15 protein-coding genes and 1 pseudogene are annotated in these 18,683 nt (G+C 66.8%); 7 read left to right on the top strand and 9 right to left on the bottom strand.

Translation table 11 applies throughout. The features are described from left to right. Positions 1-147 precede the first annotated feature (147 nt). The 4 genes from DVB37_RS11720 to sodC all read left to right on the top strand — a co-directional run bounded on the left by DVB37_RS11720 (position 148) and on the right by sodC (position 4,556). On the top strand, positions 148-1,077 hold the full coding sequence (locus DVB37_RS11720; protein ID WP_104143790.1) for a LysR family transcriptional regulator: 930 nt from the start codon (positions 148-150) through the stop codon (positions 1,075-1,077). 87 nt (positions 1,078-1,164) lie between these two features. Next, positions 1,165-2,517, top strand: a complete 1,353-nt coding sequence (locus tag DVB37_RS11725) for an AI-2E family transporter (RefSeq protein ID WP_082134549.1) — start codon at positions 1,165-1,167, stop codon at positions 2,515-2,517. Between the two features lie 124 nt (positions 2,518-2,641). Then, entirely contained in the window at positions 2,642-3,886 is a 1,245-nt protein-coding gene (locus DVB37_RS11730) for a DUF445 domain-containing protein (RefSeq protein WP_120157461.1), read from the top strand. Between the two features lie 145 nt (positions 3,887-4,031). Further along, positions 4,032-4,556 (top strand): superoxide dismutase family protein, encoded by a 525-nt coding sequence (gene sodC, locus DVB37_RS11735; RefSeq protein WP_120155254.1) that lies wholly within the window; start codon positions 4,032-4,034, stop codon positions 4,554-4,556. A 309-nt stretch (positions 4,557-4,865) separates the two neighbouring features. On the opposite strand, the pseudogene DVB37_RS11745 reads toward sodC, so the two are convergent. Beyond that, positions 4,866-5,393, bottom strand: a pseudogene (locus DVB37_RS11745) (glutathione S-transferase family protein); the annotation flags it as partial. On the opposite strand from DVB37_RS11745, the gene DVB37_RS28345 reads away from it, so the two are divergent. Beyond that, complete coding sequence (locus DVB37_RS28345; protein WP_162941132.1) at positions 5,362-5,538, top strand: hypothetical protein; 177 nt, start codon at positions 5,362-5,364, stop codon at positions 5,536-5,538. The pseudogene DVB37_RS11745 and the gene DVB37_RS28345 overlap by 32 nt on opposite strands. Before the next feature lie 229 nt (positions 5,539-5,767). Here the strand turns inward: DVB37_RS28345 and DVB37_RS11750 are convergent, their stop codons facing one another. The 8 genes from DVB37_RS11750 to DVB37_RS11785 form a co-directional block, all read right to left on the bottom strand. Beyond that, positions 5,768-7,051 carry an MFS transporter gene (locus tag DVB37_RS11750; protein WP_240434088.1) on the bottom strand — a complete coding sequence of 428 codons (1,284 nt, stop codon included), beginning with the start codon at positions 7,049-7,051 and terminating at the stop codon, positions 5,768-5,770. Positions 7,052-7,204: 153 nt separating this feature from the next. Further along, positions 7,205-7,996, bottom strand: coding sequence for a type I methionyl aminopeptidase (gene map / locus DVB37_RS11755; protein ID WP_046805911.1), 792 nt, complete (start codon positions 7,994-7,996; stop codon positions 7,205-7,207). Beyond that, positions 7,997-8,239, bottom strand: a complete 243-nt coding sequence (locus DVB37_RS11760; RefSeq protein ID WP_046805912.1) for a ParD-like family protein — start codon at positions 8,237-8,239, stop codon at positions 7,997-7,999. A gap of 166 nt (positions 8,240-8,405) precedes the next feature. After that, entirely contained in the window at positions 8,406-10,319 is a 1,914-nt protein-coding gene (locus DVB37_RS11765; RefSeq protein WP_120155257.1) for a radical SAM protein, read from the bottom strand. A 112-nt stretch (positions 10,320-10,431) separates the two neighbouring features. Further along, a complete protein-coding gene (locus tag DVB37_RS11770; RefSeq protein WP_371683138.1) occupies positions 10,432-11,103 on the bottom strand; it encodes a DUF2894 domain-containing protein in 672 nt (223 codons plus the stop codon). 148 nt (positions 11,104-11,251) lie between these two features. After that, a complete protein-coding gene (locus DVB37_RS11775; RefSeq protein ID WP_046805914.1) occupies positions 11,252-11,902 on the bottom strand; it encodes an OmpA family protein in 651 nt (216 codons plus the stop codon). Beyond that, a complete protein-coding gene (locus DVB37_RS11780) occupies positions 11,899-15,522 on the bottom strand; it encodes a DUF802 domain-containing protein (RefSeq protein WP_240434090.1) in 3,624 nt (1,207 codons plus the stop codon). The genes DVB37_RS11775 and DVB37_RS11780 overlap by 4 nt, the downstream gene beginning before the upstream one ends. 10 nt (positions 15,523-15,532) lie before the next feature. Further along, a complete protein-coding gene (locus DVB37_RS11785) occupies positions 15,533-16,399 on the bottom strand; it encodes a DUF3348 domain-containing protein (RefSeq protein WP_120155264.1) in 867 nt (288 codons plus the stop codon). A gap of 370 nt (positions 16,400-16,769) precedes the next feature. Here DVB37_RS11785 and DVB37_RS11790 point away from each other — a divergent pair, with 370 nt between their 5' ends. Both DVB37_RS11790 and DVB37_RS11795 read left to right on the top strand, forming a co-directional pair. Further along, complete coding sequence (locus DVB37_RS11790; RefSeq protein ID WP_120157463.1) at positions 16,770-17,999, top strand: helix-turn-helix domain-containing protein; 1,230 nt, start codon at positions 16,770-16,772, stop codon at positions 17,997-17,999. Between the two features lie 32 nt (positions 18,000-18,031). Beyond that, entirely contained in the window at positions 18,032-18,664 is a 633-nt protein-coding gene (locus DVB37_RS11795) for a DUF5074 domain-containing protein (protein WP_120155266.1), read from the top strand. Positions 18,665-18,683: the final 19 nt, after the last annotated feature.

The following is an 18,683-nucleotide window of genomic DNA, read 5'->3' on the forward strand; positions in this document are numbered from 1 at the left end:
AGCCGGTAACGGCTTATCGCTGATCGCTTGTCGCGTATCGCTGATCTCTTATTTCTTTATTCTTTCGCAGTAAAGATGTCTTGACAATGACATCTGGAATTGACACTACGGATAATAAAATTTGACAATGCCGCGCAAGGAGACACCATGGACACCAAATCCCTGACCTTGCTGGTCGACATCCTGGACGCCGGCAACCTGAGCGAAGCGGCGCGCAGGCTCAAGATGACGCGCGCCAACGTCAGCTATCACCTGAACCAGCTGGAACGGTCGGTGGGCATGCAGCTGGTGCGGCGCACGACCCGGCACGTTGAGGCCACCGAGATCGGCCTGAAGCTGTATCAACATGGCCGCAGCATTCAGGACGAGCTGGTGGCGGCGCGCGAAGCCGTCGATACGCTGGGCAAGACGCCGCAGGGCAAGGTGCGGCTGAGCGTGCCCAGTGGCTACGGGCAATTCGTGATGACGCCCTGGCTGCTGGAATTCAAGGCGGCCTATCCCGACATCGTGCTGGACGTGCTGTTCGAGAACAGCGTGGACGATCTGCTGCGCGACGAGGTCGATATCGCGGTGCGGATCATGTCCGAGCCTCCGCAAAACCTGGTGGCGCGCGAATTGGGCCTGGTGCGCTACGTGGCATGCGCGTCCCAGACCTATGCCGACGCCCGAGGCTTGCCCGAACGCCCGGAAGACCTGGCGCAACTGCCGGTCATCAGCGCCGCCGTGATCGGCAGGCCGCTGCGGCTATCGGCGTATTACGACGGCCAGCCGCGCCAGCACGTGGTGCTGGAACCGACGGTGATTTCCCGCAACTACGCATTTCTGCGCGATGCCATCCGGGCCGGGCTGGGCGTGGGCGTGGTGCCCGATTACGTGGTGCACGACGACATTGCGCGGGGCGAACTGCTGCCGGTGCTGACACCATGGCGTTTAAGCATTTTTGGACGCGGCATGTATATGCTGTACATGCCCAACCGACACCATCCGCGCGCGATTTCGATGCTGATCGAATTCATCCTGGAACGCGCGCAGCGCAGTCACGAAGGGCAGGCCGGCCTGCTGGCGGTGAAGGGCTGACAAGCGCCGGGCACGATACTTGCTGACCACCTCAACCAAAAAACGGAAAGTGGGGGCGGGATGGATAGCGCGACACCGGCGAACAAGATGCCGGACAACACGCGTGACAACACGCGGGATGACACGCGGGATGGCACGCGGGACGGCACGCAGGACAGCGCGCGGGACCGCACGCGCGACACCACAGTGCCTGACACGGCAGGCCCCGCAGCGGGCGCCGCCCAGGCGAAGGCCGTGGCGGTTGCGGCCGGCGCGGCCGAGCCAAAATCACCCGAAGAACGCGCGGCGGAAAAGTCGGGGCCGGATGATCGTGCCTCGGACGAAAAAGCCACGGTCCAGGACGCCGGCATCGTCCCCGAGCCCGCGCCTGACGTCACGCACGTCTGGGCCCGCGGCGCCTGTCTGACCACGCTGACCGTGCTGGCCGTGCTGTTCTCACTGAAGATGGCGCAGGAATTCATCGTGCCGGTGGTCATGGCCATCGTGGTCTCGTATGCGCTGGACCCGGCCGTCGCGCTGATGGAGCGCGTCCGCGTGCCGCGTCCCATCGGCATCGTCATCCTGATGGCCGTGATCGCCTTCGGCCTGGCCGGGCTGGTGTATGCCACGCAAAGCCAGGTCACTTCCATCGTGGACGCCTTGCCCGAGATCTCGGGCAAGATCTCGCGCACGCTGGGCGGCTTTGCCAGCGGCGACGGCTCCATCATCGAACGCATCAAGGGCGCGGCCAGCGTGCTGCAGGAAACCGGCGGCATCCCGCCCGGCCGCCAGGTTGTGGTGACGAAGTCGGACGCGGGATTCAGCGAATTCCTGCTGTGGGGCTCCAAGGGCCTGGCCACCTTCCTGGGCCAGGCGACGATGAGCGTGTTCCTGGTGTTCTTCCTGCTGCTGTCGGGCAACGCGTTCAAGCGCAAGTTCGTCAAGGTGGCGGGCAAGACCTTGTCGCAGAAAAAGATCAGCGTGCACATGCTGGACCAGATCAACAGCTCTATCCACATGTATATGGCGATGATGCTGGTGACCAATGTGGCGCTGGGCGTGCTGTCGTGGGGGGCGTTTCGGCTGCTGGGCCTGGAAAACGCCGCCACCTGGGCCGTGGTGGCGGGCGCGCTGCACATCGTTCCGTACTTCGGCCCGCTGCTGACGGCGGTGGGCACGGGAGTGGCCGCCTTGATTCAGTTCGGCGAGATCGGGCCGGCGCTTCAGGTGGCGGGCAGTTCGGTTGTGATCGCCTTGCTGATCGGCGTGCTGGTCACCACGTGGATGTCGGGCCGCATTGCCCGGATGAACTCGGTGGCGGTGTTCATGATGCTGCTGCTGTTCACCTGGTTGTGGGGCATCTGGGGCACGCTGCTGTCCGTGCCCATCGCCTTTATCGCGAAGGTGGTGGCCGACCATATCGAAGGGCTGGAGGCCGTGTCGGAGTTCCTGGGCGAATAGCGCTGTTGGTATGCTGACGCCTCGCCACGCCGGAACCGTCATGCCCGAAACTTCCTCGCCCGCCGCCGCGTTCGCCACGCATTCGTCCCTGGCTTCCGATGTGCGCCGCACACAATTGCGGCGCATGAAAATCGCCGCGCTGGCGTTGCTGGTGGCCATGGTGTGCGGCTTCATCACCAGCCACGTCATGGGCGGACAAGGCGCGTGGGCCTGGGTGCGGGCGTTCTGTGAAGCCGCCACCGTGGGCGCGCTGGCCGACTGGTTCGCGGTGGTGGCGCTGTTTCGCCGCCCGCTGGGCCTGCCCATCCCGCACACCGCCATCATCCCCAGCAACAAAGACCGCATCGGCGACAACCTGGCGGTGTTCGTGCGCGACCACTTCCTGGACCCGGACACCTTGATGGAAAAGCTGCGCGTCTTTGATCCCGCCGCGCGGCTGTCACGCTGGCTGGTGCGGCCCAGGCAGGCGCAGGCCTTGAGCGACGGCGCGCGCCGCGTGGCGCTGCAAACGCTGGACATGCTGGACGACCACGCCGTTCGCGGCGTGATCCAGGAATTCGTCGTGAAGAACCTGCGCCGTTGGGACGCGGCGGGCACGGTGGGCGAAGTGCTGGGCTTGCTGACGCGCGACGGCCGCCATCAGGAATTGCTGGATGCCGCTATGGAACGGCTGGGCGGCTATCTGGGCCAGGACGAGGTCAAGGATCGCGCGTCGACGCTGTTGGTGAAATTCGCGCGCAAGGAATGGCCGCGCATCATCGCGGCCGTGAACGCGGTGAAGTCGGTGGACGGCATCGCCGACAACCTGGCGGACCGGCTGGCGATGGCGTTGATGGACGAGCTGCGCGACGTGCTGTCCGAACCCGACCATCCCGTGCGCCGCGACTACGAGGCGTGGGTGTTGAACTACATCGAACGCCTGAAGGCCGACCCGGCCTTGTCCGCCCAGGTTGAAGAACTGAAGCAGCGCGCCATTGATCACCCCAAGGTGCAGGAATACGTGCAAGGTTTGTGGGATGACATCCATGCGGCGCTGCGGCGCGATCTGTCCGACGAAGGCTCGGCGCTGGCGGCTCACCTTGAAAGCGCGTTGCTGGCACTGGGCCGCAAGCTGGCCGAAGACCCCGGCCTGCGCGAAGCCATCAACAGCCACGTGCTGGGCAGCGCGCGGCGGCTGACCGGGCGGCTGCGCATCGGCGTGACGGAGCACATCTCGCGCACGGTCAAGAACTGGGACGAACGCCATCTGGTCGATGAACTGGAACTGAGCGTGGGCCGCGATCTGCAATACATCCGTTTCAACGGCACGCTGGTGGGCGGCTTGATCGGCGTGGCGTTGCACGCATTGGTGCTGCTGCTGAATCGTTAACAAGCCTGATGGCTTGTATCAGGAAGGAAGAGTGCTGGCGTGCGTTGGCGCGCCGGTGCTATTGTTTTCTGCGCCATCGGCCAGGCGGCACGGTCGCCGTGGCTGGGCATTCGCACCTTGCGTGCATGATTCCAGGAGGCACTTCATGAAGAAAATCTCGATGCTGGTCGCGGGCCTGACGTTGGCGGGCGCATCCAGCGCGGCCTTGGCCGAAGACGTCACGATGTCGTTCCTGACTGCCGATGGCCTGGGCAAAAGCGCCGGCACGATTTCCCTGAAGGACACCAAGGGCGGCTTGCAGATCACGCCCCACCTGAAAGGCCTGCCGCCCGGCGAGCATGGGTTTCAAGTGCATGAAAAAGGCTCGTGCATGCCAGGCATGGTGAACGACAAGATGGCGCCCGGCGGCGCGGCGGGCGGGCACCTGGACCCCAAGGGCACCAAGGCGCACAAGGGCCCCATGGCCACCGACGGCCATCAAGGCGATCTGCCTTTCATCGTGGTGGCCGCCGATGGCACCGCCAAAAAAGCCGTGGTGGCGCCGCATCTGAAGCTGGCCGACGTGAAAAAGCATGCGGTGATGGTGCACGTGGGCGGCGACAACTACAGCGACACCCCGGCGCCCTTGGGCGGCGGAGGCGGCCGACTGGTTTGCGGCGTGGTGAAGTAGCGCGGACAGGGCGTCAGGGCGGGGCGTGCGGACAGGGCGTGCGGGCGCGGCGTCGCCCGCCTGCCAGGGTCAGGCCAGGCCGTTGCGGCCGTACAGCCGATAGCCGTCGCGCTCGGTCAGGCGATCGTAGTAGGCCTGCACCGCAGGCAGCGCGGGTTTGTCGAAGGCAGGCAATGACGCCGCGGCGGACAGCGAGGCGGGCGGCGTCGTGGTCGGTGTGGCGGTCGGTGCGGCGGACGGTGCGGCGGACGGTGCAGCGGTCGTAGCAGCGGGCGCTGCGGCGTTCGGCGCCAGGGACGGCAAAGCGAAGGGCGTGGCGAACCAGCGGTTGACGGATAAGGCGATGGCGATGTCCGCCAGCGTGAATGCATCGCCCGCGACGTAGGCCTTGGTCGCCGCCAGTCGCGCGTCCAGTATCCCCATATAGAACGCCCATGCCCGGCGCGAGGCGTCGATGCTTGCCGCGTCCTGGTGTGCCTGGGAATGCCGCGCCAGCGCCATGAAAGCGTAGCTCCATGACCGGTTCAGGTCAGTAGCCTGCCAGTCCATCCATTGGTCCACGCGGGCGCGTGTCTTGGGATTGGCGGGGTAGAGCGCATCGCCGCCATATTGCGCCGCCAGGTAGCGGATGATGCTGTTGGACTCCCACAGCACGAAGTCGCCGTCTTCAATGACGGGCACCATGCCGTTCGGGTTCAGCGCCAGAAATTCCGGGTCGCTGGTGGGCCGAAAGCCCGCGCCCCAATCTTCGCGGATGAAAGGCAGGTTCAATTCAGCACAGGTCCAAAGCACTTTGCGCACGTTGATGGACGAAGCTTTACCTAGAATTTTCAGCATCATGCGGGGGCGGCGTATTGGTGGGGGCAGCGCAAATGAAGTGGGCGCAGATGAAGTGGGCGCAGATGAAGTGGGCGCAAATGAAGTGGGCGCAAATGAAGTGGGCGCAGATGAAGTGAGGGCAAATGAAGTGAGAGGCAACTAAGGGGGTATGCCATCGGCTTGCCGGCGCGCGGACAGGGGCGAGTCTAACGGGCCGTGGCGTGCCCCGCCAGATACAGAAACGCCCACCGACGACCGCAACAGCCCGCGTGGCATTCGTCGTAACGTCCGGCCAGCCAGCCAGCCACCAGCCACCAGCCAGCCATCCAGCCCGCGTGGCATTCGTCGTAACGCCGGGTCGGCCAGCCCGCCCGCCTGATGGCAACGCCGCGCTAGGCGCCCGCGCCGACGCTTTCCGGCTGACTGCGCAGCCGCAACACCGGCGACGCGAACAGCACCAGGAACTGAATCACGAACCCCGCCGTGGACGCCCACAGGCACGCTTCGACCCCCACGCGCGCCGCCAGGCCCGCGCCGATCAGCGCGCCGACCGGGCGGGCGCCGAACGTGGCGGTCAGGATCACCGCCGACACGCGGCCCAACAGCGCATTGGGCGTGACGGCCTGGCGCAGCGTGGTGGTGGTGATCGTCCACAGAATCGGGCCCGCGCCGAACAGAAAGAACCCCAGGGCCGCCCACACGCCGGACGGGTAGGCCAGGGTGGTCAGCAAGATGCCGCTTGCCACCAACGCCGTCAACGGCCCGGCCGCGATCATCGCGCCGAAGCTCAGCCGGCGCGCCAGCCACGGCGCCGCCAACGCACCGGCCAGCATGCCGGCGCCATACACGCCCAGCGTGATGCCCACGCCCGTGGCGCTCAGGCCCAGCCGGTCGATGGCGTACGCCACGTACACGGCTTGCAGGATGAACCAGGCGGTGTTGAAGAACACGGCGGTGATCAGCACGGGACGCAGCAATGCATGTGCCGTGACAAACGCAGCGCCTTCGCGCAATTGCGCCAGGATGCCGGGGCGCAAGGGGGCGGCAACGGGCGGCGCATCCCGGGCAGGCGCCCCTGCATCAGACCCCGCCTCTTGCGGTAAGCCCGCCAGGCACACCGCCGCCAGCAGCGACAAGGTGGTGGCCAGCACATAGGCGATGGGCGCGCCCATCCAGCCCACCAGCGCGCCGCCCGCAGCCGGCCCGGCCGAGAACGCGCAGCTGCGCGCCAACTCCAGCCAGCGGTTGGCGTTGGCCAGGTCACGTGCCGGCACCAGGCGCGGCACCAGCGCCGGGGCCGATACGTTGTACGCCACGGTGCCCACTGCACCCAGGAAACCCAGCGCCGCCAGCCACGTCAGGTTCAGCGCGCCCATCCAAAGCAGCGCCAGCAAGACCAACAGGCTGGCCGCGCGCACGCATTCGGCCCCCGTCATCAGCGCCTTGCGCGACATCCGGTCGGCCAGGACGCCCGCCGGCAGCGACAGCAGCAGAAACGGCAAGGTCTGCGCCGCTTGCAGCGCGCCGGTCTGCGCGGCCGTGGCGCCCAGCGTCAAAACCGCCACCAACGGGGCAGCGGCCAATGCCATCTGTTCGGAAAACTGGGCGGCCAGGTTGGACGCGGCCAAGCGGCGAAAGGCGGCGGGCAGGGAAGACAGGACGGGCGGGACGGGCATGAAGGAATGGGGCAGGGGGCTGCAATCGCGCCGGAAACGGCAAGGGCACGATCATGATCGTGCCCTTGATGGCCTGCACTCCGGTCCTTGCCATGGACCCCGCGACGTTGGGGCGACAGGCCGCCCGGCCCGCCGCAACGGTCACACTTCCCGTCAGGGTATCGGCGGATAGTCGCCGTAGCCGTCGGGCCAGGGCGTCAGTACCTCGTAGCCGGTGTCGGTCACAACCACCATGTGTTCCCATTGCGCCGACAGCGAGCGGTCTTTGGTGACCACCGTCCAGCCGTCCGGCAACTGCTTGGTGGCCGGCTTGCCGGCGTTGATCATCGGTTCGATCGTGAACATCATGCCGGGTTGCAATACCAGCCCTTCGCCGGGGCGGCCGTAGTGCAGCACTTGCGGCTCGTCGTGATAGATCTGGCCGATGCCGTGGCCGCAATATTCGCGCACGATGCTGAAGTGTTCGCGATGCGCCACCGTCTGGATGGCGTGGCCGATGTCGCCCAGCGTGGCGCCGGGCTTGACGGCCATGATGCCGGCGCGCGTGGCTTCGTACGTGGTGTTGACCAGGCGGCGCGCCAAGGGGCTGGGCTGGCCCACGTAGTACATGCGGCTGGTGTCGCCAAACCAGCCATCCTTGATGACGGCCACGTCGATGTTCAGGATGTCGCCGTTTTTCAGCACCTTGGCCGACGGGATGCCGTGGCAGATGACGTGGTTGACCGACGCGCAGATTGTTTTCGGAAAGCCGTGGTAACCGACGTTGGCCGGAATGGCCTTCAACACGTTGACGATGTATTCGTTGCAGATGCGGTCGAGCTCGTCGGTGGTGACGCCGGGGCGCACGTGTTCGCCGATCATGTGCAGCACTTCGGCCGCCATGGCGCCTGCCTTGCGGGCCATGGCGATATCAGCGGCGGATTTGATGGAAACCTTGCGCGCCATTTACGCAACCTCCTGGGCGGCGTCCGGCGTGCGCCGGGACAGCGATGCAATCGTGAAGCCTTCGCTTTGTTCGATGCGGATCAGCAACTGGCAGATGTCCGCGTGGCACATCTCAGGGTAAAGCTCGGACAGCATGCCGATGCGCATCCAGTGTTCAGCTTGGGAATTGATCGAGCGGCTGAGCGCGCTGCTGGCGACACGCAGATTCTCATGCATCTGCTCGGAAATTTTGACGAGGCCCATGAAGGAACGATCCGTATATGGTTTGTATATGGATCGTATAGTACTGCGCGCGACGATCACGTGCAAACGGGGCAAACGGGGCAAACGGGGCAAACGGGGCAACCCGGGCAAAGCGGAGCAAACCGAAGCCACCCGGAGCCAGCCCTGGCCGGCGTTCGCCCCGGCTTCAGCCTTGCTGGCTGAGCGCGCGGGCGATGCGGTTTTTCGACACGGTGGTCTTGGGCACCTTGAATGGGAACCACGTACGCACGTCTTCGTCCAGGCCGATGCCATGCATGAAGTTGTAGATGGCTTTTTTCAGCGCGCGGCCCAGCGCGTCGTGGTCCACGCCCGTGGGGTCATGAAAGCCGATGTCGTTCTTGGCGAACGTGACGGGCGGCAGGGGTTGCAGCGTGACGCCGTATTCCTCGGGGTTCTTGCCCACCGGCGAATGCACCGTACAGGCAAAGCGGTGGAAGAAGCCGCTTTGGATGCAGTCGTTGGCGAACAGCTGGCGCACGTATTCCAGCGCGTCCACGGTGTCTTGCACCGTTTGCGTGGGAAAGCCGTACATCAGGTAGGCGTGCACCAGGATGCCGGCGTCGGAAAACGCCCGCGTGACGCGCGCCACCTGATCCACCGACACGCCTTTCTTCATCAGGTTCAACAAGCGGTCGGACGCCACTTCCAGCCCGCCCGACACTGCAATGCAACCGCTGTCGGCCAGCAGTTCGCACAATTCCGGGCTGAACGTTTTTTCAAAGCGGATATTGCCCCACCACGAAATGCCCGCGTTGCGGTCGATGAGTTCGGTGGCCAGCGCCTTCAGCGATTTGGGCGGCGCGGCTTCGTCCACGAAATGGAAACCGGTTTGCCCGGTTTCTTGCACGATGGCTTCGATGCGGTCGGCCAGCACCGAGGCGGATGCGCCCTCGTAACGGCCGATGTAGTCCAGGCTGACGTCGCAGAAGCTGCACTTTTTCCAGTAGCAGCCATGCGCCACGGTCAGCTTGTTCCAGCGCCCGTCGCTCCAGAGGCGGTGCATGGGGTTCAGCATGTCCAGCAGCGACAGGTAGCGGTCCAGCGGCAGGCCGTCCCACGTGGGCGTGCCGACTTCGGCAAAGGCCACGTCCGGTTCGACCAGGTTCACGTATTGGACGGCGCCGCTGTCCTTGTCGCGCAGAAACGTGCGCACCAGACGCTGGCGCGAGCGCTTGCCTTGCACGTGTTCCAGCAGCGCCAGCAACGGGCGTTCGCCGGCGTCCAGGCTGACGAAGTCGAAGTAGTCGAACACGCGCGGGTCTTTCAGTTCGCGCAGTTCGGTGTTGACGAAGCCGCCGCCCAGCACGGTGATGATGCCCGGGTCCTGCGCCTTGATGGTTTGCGCAATGCGGAACGCCGCGTATACCGCGCCCGGAAACGGCACCGACAGCAGCACCATCGTTGGCTGATGGCGGGCCAGGGCGTCGATCGTCAGGCCGTGCAACGTGTCGTCCACCAGCGTGGGCGCGCCGGCCAGGGCGTTGGCCAAAGGGTCGAACGTGGGTTGGCTGCCGGCCAGCGATTCGGCGTAGCGCACGAATTCAAAGCGCGAGTCCACCGCGTCGCGCAGCACATCCGCCAGGTCATTCAGGTACAGCGTGGCCAGGTGCTTGGCCCGATCTTGCAGCCCCAAGGCGCCGAACGCCCAGCCCAGCGGGTCGCCACCGTCTTCGTCCATATAGACGTCCAAGGTGCTGAAACGCGGGCCTTCCGGCAGAAAGTTACGGCCCACGATGCGGTGCGCCAGCGTGGAATCGCGGCCTTGCAAAAACGCGATGGTCGGGCCGATGGTGGCCAGGTAGCGCGGCTGCATCGCCACGAACGCCTGGATGGCGGGCGTGTGCTTTTCAAGCGGCAACGTGGCGATCCGGTCCGCCACGGCGCGCAGGCCGTCGCCCGACAACAGGCGCAACACCAGCGCAAGCGCCAGGTCTTCCTGATAGGCAGTGACCCCTCGCGACCGCAAAAAGCCGGTCAGATAGGCGGTGGAGGGGTAGGGCGTATTGAGCTGGGTCATCGGGGGGATGATCGACAGCACACGGATAGGCAAGGTGGACATGAGGCACGGCGACGGGGCCGTCAAAGCGGGTGGGGGCGATGGGTGGCCGGACGGGGTGGCCGGATACGGATGGGCTTAATTATAGGCAGGGCCGGCAACCCGGGCGCACGGGCTAGCCTTGCCGCGCCTTGGCCCGCGAGGTCTTTTTCGCGGCGCCCGAGCGCGTGCTTTCCTTGGGCGCGGGCGCCGTGGCCGCGTGGATCTGTTCCATCCACATCAGCGCGTCCGTGTACGACAGGAACTGTTGCAGGTAACCGGGCGACAACTCGCGCATGAGCGAGAGTGCGCGGTGCACCAGCTGGTTGGAATTGAGCGGACCGGCGTTCTTGTGCACCTGCTCTTGCGACTGGCGCACCTGCCGGTCGGCGCTGACGCGCGACCAGACACCGCGAAAATACTCCAGCATCTGCACGTCGGGATACGCCTCGCGCAGGCCAAGCGCATCGCGGTCCCAGGTCGGGTCGTTGTCCGGGGCGTCGGGGTACGTCAGGTAGGCCAGCAGCTCGGTCAGCGCGGCGGGGGCGGTTTGGGGGGTGGCAGAGGCGGCAGGCGATGCCTCGGCCGAATCCATCGTCGAAGCGTCCGGCTCCACTGCCTCCAGCAGCTGCGCATAAGCGCGCAGATGCGTGTCCAACTTGTCCTCCAGCTGTTGGCGGGCAAGGCCTTGCAGGGGGGCGGTGCGCCGCGCCATGGCTTGAAGAAAGCGAAAGCGCACCGGGTCGAGGCGGTCGGCACCGCTGTCGCCCCAGGCGTCCAGGGTGGCTTGTGCCGCCAGCGTGGGCACGTCAACGCCCGCTGCGTCCGCCGCGTCGGCGGCGCCCGCGGTATCCACGGCGTGGGCGGCCTGGACGGCATCGACCGAGTCCACGGCATCCGCCGCGTCCACGCCGTCCACGCCATTCACGGCATCCACCGCGCCGCCGATATCGTCGTTACTGTTCACGCGGCTTTCCCGGCTCATTGGACGGCTTGGGGATGGGCGTGATTTCCACGCGGCGGTTCTTGGCGCGGCCGGCTTCGTCGGCGTTCGACGCCACCGGCTGCTCGGACCCAAAGGCGGCGGCGAACACGGTGGCGGACGGCACGCCTTCGTCGATCAACGCGCGCGTGACCGTCAGCGCGCGCTGCGCCGACAAGTCCCAGTTGTCCGCAAAGCGGCGGTTGCCTTCGCGCACCTGCTGGTCGTCGGTGTAGCCGCTGACCATCAGGATTTCGTCGTGCGTCTTCAGGTACGCGGCCAGCGGTTCGATCAGTGTCTTCAAGACCTCGCGCCCTTCGGGCTGCAACTGGTCCGAGTTCAAGGCAAACAGCACGCTGCCGCTGATGCCGATGCGGCCGTTGATCAAGGTCACGCGGCCGGCGGCCAGCGGCCCCGCCAGCGCCTGCTCCAGCGTTTCGCGCCGCTGCGTTTCTTCCTGGCGTTGCTTGACCTCTTCTTCCAGTTGCGTCGACAGTTGCAGCTGCACGCCGATCACGCTGACCAGAATCAGCACGAACGCGCCCAGCAGCACCGACATCAAGTCGCCGAAGACGGCCCAGGCCGGTGCGGAGGCTTCGACGCCGCCGTCGATGTCCTCGCTCATGCGATCTGCTCTCCGGCGGTGGCGCGCTGGGTGGCCAGCTGTTGCAGGTTTTCAATGATCTGCTTTTGCGACATCAGGCTCAGGTCCACCACTTCGCGCGCCTGCGCCACGTAGTAGGACAGTTGCTCGTCGCCGCGCGCGATGGACTTGTCCAGCGCCGCTTCGATGCGTTGCAGGTGCGCCACCAGCTTGTCGTTGGACTCGCCGAACAGCTGCACCGCCGCGCCGAACGATTCGCCCAGGCTGGCCACTTCCACGGCGCTGCTGGTCACTGCCGCAGCCACATCGGTCAGCTTGCCGGTCTCGGCTTGGACGCGGTCGGTGAACTGCGTGCCCACGCGTTCCAGCAGCTCGGCCGACGAGGCCACCAGCGCGTCCACGGCCGTGCGCTGTTCGGCGGCGGTGTGGTTGACGGCGTTAAGCAGCGTGTCCAGCGTTTCCAAGAGGCGGTTGCGCTCTTGCAGCATGTCGTTGTCGCGCACCATGCTGTCGGAAAGCTTCTGGCGCAGTTCGCCGATGACGTCGGCGGCGGCCTTGGGCGCTTCCGATGCGGCTTGCACCAATCGGCCGATTTCGGTGATGGTTTCGCTGGCATGCGCCTGCGTTTGCGCGGTGATGTCGTTGGCGGTTTGCGCCAGCGTGTCGGCAACGGCGGCCAGCTTGCCGGTCCACGCGGCCAAGCGTTCTTCGTCCTTGGCGGCCAGCGCCGCTTGCAGATCGGCGTGGGATTGGTCCAGCGTTTGCAGCAACGATGCCGAATGCTGTTCAAACGTGGCGGCGGCGGCCTCCAGCGCCTGCTGGTTGCCGTCGGCCAGTTGCTGGTTGACCTGCTCCTGGCGCGTCTGGGCGTCCGTCCAGGCCTGGGTGACCTGGCTTGCCGCTGTCTCCAGGCGGGTGGACGCGGTTTCCAGCACGCTTGCCTGCGCCTCGGCCTGCGCCGTGAGGGTTTGCGTGGTGTGCGCCAGCGCCTGCGCCAATTCCTGCTGGCGGGTGGCGGCCTGCGCGCCCGCCAATTCCCATTCCTGGCCCAGCGCATCGGCCAGCGCGGCCAGCTTGCCGGTCCAGGCAGCCAGGCGCGCTTCGTCCTTGGACGCCAGCGCGGCTTGCAGATCGGCGTGCGATTGATCCAGCTTTTGCAGCAGCGATGCGCCGTGCTGCTCGAACGTGGCGGCGGCGCTCGTCAGGGCTTGCTGGTTGTCGGCGGCCAGCTTGGCGCTGACCTGTTCCTGGCGCGCCTGCGCCTCGGTCCACGCCTGCGTCACGCTGCTGGCGGCGGTTTCCAGGCGGGCAGATACGCTTTCCAGCAGGCGCGCCTGCGCTTCGGTCTGGCCGGTGACGTCCAGCGCCGTCAGCGCCAGCGCATCGCTGATCTCCTGCTGGCGCGCCACGGTATGGTCGCCCGCGGCCTTCCATTCCTGCCCCAACGTGGCCGCCATGGCGGTCAGCGTGCCGGTCCAGGCGGCCAGGCGTTCGTGGTCCTTGACGGCCAGCGCCGTTTGCAGATCGGCGTGCGACTGATCCAGCTTTTGCAGCAGCGATGCCGAATGCTGCTCGAACGCAGCGGCGGCGGTCGTCAAGGCTTGTTGGTTGTCGGCGGCCAGCTTTTCGGCCACTTCGCTGTGGCGATCCAGCGCGGTGTTCCAGCGGTCCGACACGCTGTTGGCGGCGGATTCCAGGCGGGTCGATACGTTTTGCAGCAGCTGCGCCTGCGCTTGGGCTTGCGCGCCGATGTCGCGCGCGGTGCCGGCCAGCGCGGCGCTGATGGCTTCCTGCCGAGTCGCGGTCTGCGCACCGGCCTGTTCCCATTCAGCGCGCAACGTGGCAGCCGTAGCGGCAAGCGATTCGGTCCAGGCGGCCAGACGCGCTTCGTCCTTGGACGCCAACGCCGCTTGCAGTTCCGCATGCGACTGGTCCAGCGTGCGCAGCAGCGATGCAGAATGCTGCTCGAAGGCGGCGGCGGCGGTGGTCAGGGCTTGTTGGTTGTCGGCAGCCAGCTTTTCGGCCACTTCGCTCTGGCGATCCAGGGCAGTGTTCCAGCGGTCAGACACGTTATTGGCGGCGGCTTCCATGCGGGCCGACACCGCTTCCAGCACGCTGGCTTGCGCGGCGGCCTGGGCGTTGATGTCGCGCACGGTCTGCGCCAGCGTGTCGCTGATGGCCTGTTGCCGGGTGGCGGCTTGCGTGCCGGCCTGCTCCCATTCCTGGCGCAGCGTGGCGCCCATGGCGCCCAGCGTTTCGGTCCAGGCGGCCAGGCGTTGTTGGTCACGCGAGGCCAGTTCCGATTGCAGCAAGCTGTGCGAATCGTTCAGTGTGCGCAACAGCGATGCCGAGTGTTTTTCGAAGCTGGCGGCGGCAGCCGTCAGCGCTTGCAGATTGTCGCCCGCCAGCTTTTCGCTGACGTGTTCCTGGCGCGACAACGCCGCCGTCCAGGCCTCGGACAGGTTGCCCGACGACGCTTCCAGCCGCGCCGACACACCGTCCAGCAAGGCGGCCGAGCGCTGTTCAAAGGTTTCGGCAAAGCGGTCCAGCGAGGCACGCAGATCTTGCGCCAGCGTCTCGCTGGCGCGTTGCTGGCCGGCCAGCGCCTGGTTCCAGATGTCGGCCACATTGCTGGTGGACGCCTGGAAGCCCGAGGTCAGGCTGCTCAGTTGCTGCTGCACGGCCTGGGCCACGGTGTCTTGCAGGCTGGCGGTTTCGCGCGACAGGCTTTCCATCGTGGCTTGCACCACTGGCTGCAAGGCCACGCCGGCAGAGCGCGCGCTTTCGGCCACGCCTTCTTTCATGGACTGCTCCATGACGGCAGCCAGGCGGGCGTACGCCGCCTCGGCTTTGCCCTGGAACGCGTCCTGGCTGGCCAACTGGCGTTCGTTCAGGGAACGCGTCTGCTGTTCCATGCCCTGCATCATGGCTTGCAGGCGGTCAACCAGCGTGGGCATGGCTTCGGCCTGGCGCTGCATGACTTCGGCCTGGCGTTGCAGCAGCTTGAACGATTCTTCGCGCTGATAGCTTTGCGAGTACACGCGCAGCGTGGTGGCGATCTTGGCGTCAAGCAGCTGCGCGGCCTGCACGCGTTCGCGGCGGCACAGCGCGGCCAGCAGGCCCAGCATGGCGGATGTGGCTACGCCGGCAATCGAGGTGCCGAACGCAAAGCCCAGGCCCTTGACCGGCGCGGCGAGGGAGGCGCGGATGGCGCCCAGGTCAGTGGCGCTTTCCAAGGCCATGCCGGTGCCGCGCAGCGTCACGACCATGCCTAAAAAGGTGCCCAGCATGCCCAGCAAAACCAGCAGGCCGACCAGATACGGGGCCAGCGCCGGGCCGGGCAAACCCACCCGTTCGCCTTCCACGCGCAGCCGGACGGCGTTGCGCAGGCTGGCCGGTAATTGGTCCAGCCACGAGGCAAGGCTGGCAGGCGGTTCGTTCAGCGATGTGCTGGCGCGCGCCAGCCCGCTGGTGGCCTGCTGATACCGCAGCAGTTCCCAAGCGCCCGCCAGATAGCAGACGCCGATCAGCAGCGTCACGGCCAGCGCCAGCGGGTTCGTCCCCGCATAGCCCGCGCCAATCCAGCCCACAACGGCCAAGCCGGCCACAAATACAACGAAATTGATCAGAGTCTTGGACATGGTGTCCTGGTTAGCTGGCGCGAAGGGCGGCAAGCAGCCCTTCGACCGGTTGTAGTCGAACATCCAATTCGGCAAGCAGGACGCTGCGCATATCCTTGCGGAAAACGTCCAGCCAGGCGCCGGGGGTGACAGGCGGTGTTGCGGTTGCCGGCGCGGGCGCCTTGCCGTTGCCGTCCTCCAGCTTGGCGGCGCCATCGGTGGGCGGTGCAGCGTCGGCTTCGGCAGCGGGTGCGTCCACGGGCGCATCCACAGACGCATCCACGGGTGCATCCACGGGCGCCAACGCCGCCGCCTCGGCCAGCCGCAAGCGCTCGAAATGCCCCTGCAAAAGCTTGGGGATCGCGCCGAACAGCGCGCGTTCCTTGGGCAGCAGCGCCCGGTCCATGATGGCGTCCACCACGGCCAGACGGGTCATCTCGCCATTTTTGGCCGCAACCATTCCGCGCAGACGGCTGCGCAAGTTGCCTACGCTGGTTTCCATCGTGTGCTGCAACGACAGGTAGCGCTGGCGAAAATTCGAGTAATCGGCCTCGGCCTGCTCGACGGCTGCCGACTTCTTGGCCGGCGCCTGTCCCGGCACGATCCGCTTGGCGCTTGTGGCTGCCGTGTCGCTGGCGATGGCGTCTGCCAGCGTCGTGCGCACGCGCGCGCATTCCCGCTCTTCGGCGCTACCGAACATGCGCGCGCCGGGGGCGATCACCGGCGGGCTCGTGTTCAGGGCCGCGGACAGTGCGATCGCGTCCGTCCAACCAAGCCACTGGCTCAAATGGTCGGACAACGATTGCCTGGATTCCGGAACGTCGACATCCGTCAGGCGAGTCAGCAAGCGAATGAGCGTCGGGCCGCTTAAACCTGTGCGCTGTGGGGCTTGCAACATACCACCAGAGTCAAAAAGGGGGGAGTTTACACGCTGGCGGGCCGCCCAAGGGTGGGGGAACCATGGTGACCATGTAAATGGGGTCGCATCCCTTGCCCCCACGCACGCGTCGTGCTTGCCACCAGCGTCGCGCCTGGGCCGAAGGCGCGGGCCGGCAGGGCGGCAGGGGGCGGGCGGCGGCGGCAGGGCCGGGGCTGGCGGAGCAGAAGATCAGGCCACGGAAAGCGGTGGTAGATTGGTGCGCGGCCGAAGCCAAGGCCGAAGCCCGGACCCAGGCGAGACCGAGGCCAATGCCAAGGCCAAAGCCGAAGCCAAGGCCCAAGCCCAAGCCCAAGCCCATACAGGGAAACTCCAGTTGCCTGAGCACTCCATCGATTTGCCGATCACCCGCGCGGCGCGTGCCTTGGCCGCCGGCGACCCATTGACGGCGCTGAACCAGGTGTCGCTGCGTGACGATGCCCCGGCGCTGGCCTTGCGCGGCATCGCCATGGCGCAACTGGGCGACTTCGCCCGGGCCAACGCGCTGTTGCGCAAGGCCGCGCGTGCATTCGGGCCAGCGAACCCGGCCGCGCGCGCCCGTTGCATCGTGGCCGAAGCCGAAGTGGCCTTGGCCTCGCGCGATCTGGCGTGGCCCGAAAAGTCGCTGGCCGCCGCTCGCACCGCCTTGTCCGTCCACGGCGACCCCGTCAACGCGGCGCACGCCGCCTACTTGCAGGCGCGGCGGCTATTGCTGCTGGGTCGCCTGGACGAAGCCGACCGGGCCCTGGCCGGCGTGGACGCCCCGGCCATGCCTGCCGCGTCCCGCGCGATCCACGAATTGATCGCGGGCGGCATCGCGCTGCGCCGGGTGCGCGCGCACGACGCCGCAGCGGCGCTGGCCCGTGCCGAGCACGCCGCGCGCCAGGCCGGCGTGCCCGCCTTGGTGGCCGAAGTGGACCACGCCGTGCAGGCGCTGCATGCGGTGGCCGCCCGTCACGTCACGCCGGACGGCACGCGCGACCTGACGCTGGCTGACGCCGAGGCGCTGCTGGCGTCCCCGGCGCTGATCATCGACGCGTGCCGCAATGCCGTGCGGCAAGGCGAACGGATCGTGCCTTTGGCCAGCCGCCCGATTCTGTTTGCCTTGGCGCGGTTGCTTGCCCAGGGCTGGCCACACGACGTCAGCCGCGAATTCCTGATTGCCCGCGCTTTTCGCACCGGCTTTCAAGACGATTCGCATCGCGCCCGCCTGCGTGTGGAAATCGGACGCTTGCGGACCGCGTTGCGGCCATTGGCGGCGGTGACCGCCACGCGTGACGGCTTTGCGCTGCGACCCCACGCCGATCTGGGCGTCATCGTGCTGGCGCGTCCGGTCGACGTGGCCGACCGGGATCATGCCGCAGTGCTGGCTTGCCTGGTTGACGGCCAGGCCTGGTCCAGCTCGGCCCTGGCGCTGGCGCTGGGCGCCAGTCAGCGCACCGTGCAGCGGGCGCTGGATGCGCTGGCCGCGTCGGGCCAGGTGCTGCCGCTGGGCCACGGCAGGGCGCGCCGCTGGACGACGCCCAGCGTGCCGGCGTTCACGACAAGCTTGTTACTCCCCACTCTCATGCCCGGTCAGTAGGATGAAGTTTCCCCTCTTTCAAGGAAGCAACCATGAAACGAAGCCAAGCTGAAATCGTCCGTGAATACGGCCCGTTCCCCGGTGCCGACGCCGTGCATGGCGTCAGCTACGACGGTCGCCATGTGTGGGTCGCGCTGGGCGAAATGCTGATTGCGCTGGACCCCGAGTCCGGCGAAACCCTGCGCACGCTGGACGTCGTGGCCAACGCCGGCACGGCCTTCGACGGCAAGCATCTCTATCAGATCGCCGAAGGAAAAATACAGAAGCTGGACCCGGTCAGCGGCAAGGTGCTGGCAAGCATTCCCGCGCCGGGCGGCGGCGATGACTCGGGCATGGCCTGGGCCGACGGCTCGTTGTGGGTCGGGCAGTACCAACAACGCAAGATCCACCAGGTGGACCCGGAGACGGGCCGCGTCCTGCGCACCATCGATTCCAACCGCTACGTGACCGGCGTCACGTGGGTGGACGGCCAGCTGTGGCACGGCACCTGGGAAGAAAACGCACGCGAATTGCGGCGTCTTGAGCCCGACACGGGCGCCGTGCTGGAAAGCATCGACATGCCCGAAGGCGTGGGCGTGTCGGGTTTGGAATCCGACGGCGCCGACCGCTTTTTCTGCGGCGGCGGCAACGCGGGCAAGGTGCGCGCCGTGCGCCGCCCGACCTGATTCACCCGCACGCCGAACG

It is taken from the genome of Achromobacter sp. B7 (assembly GCF_003600685.1).
In the GTDB taxonomy this organism is placed as follows: Bacteria; Pseudomonadota; Gammaproteobacteria; order Burkholderiales; family Burkholderiaceae_B; genus Achromobacter; species Achromobacter spanius_B.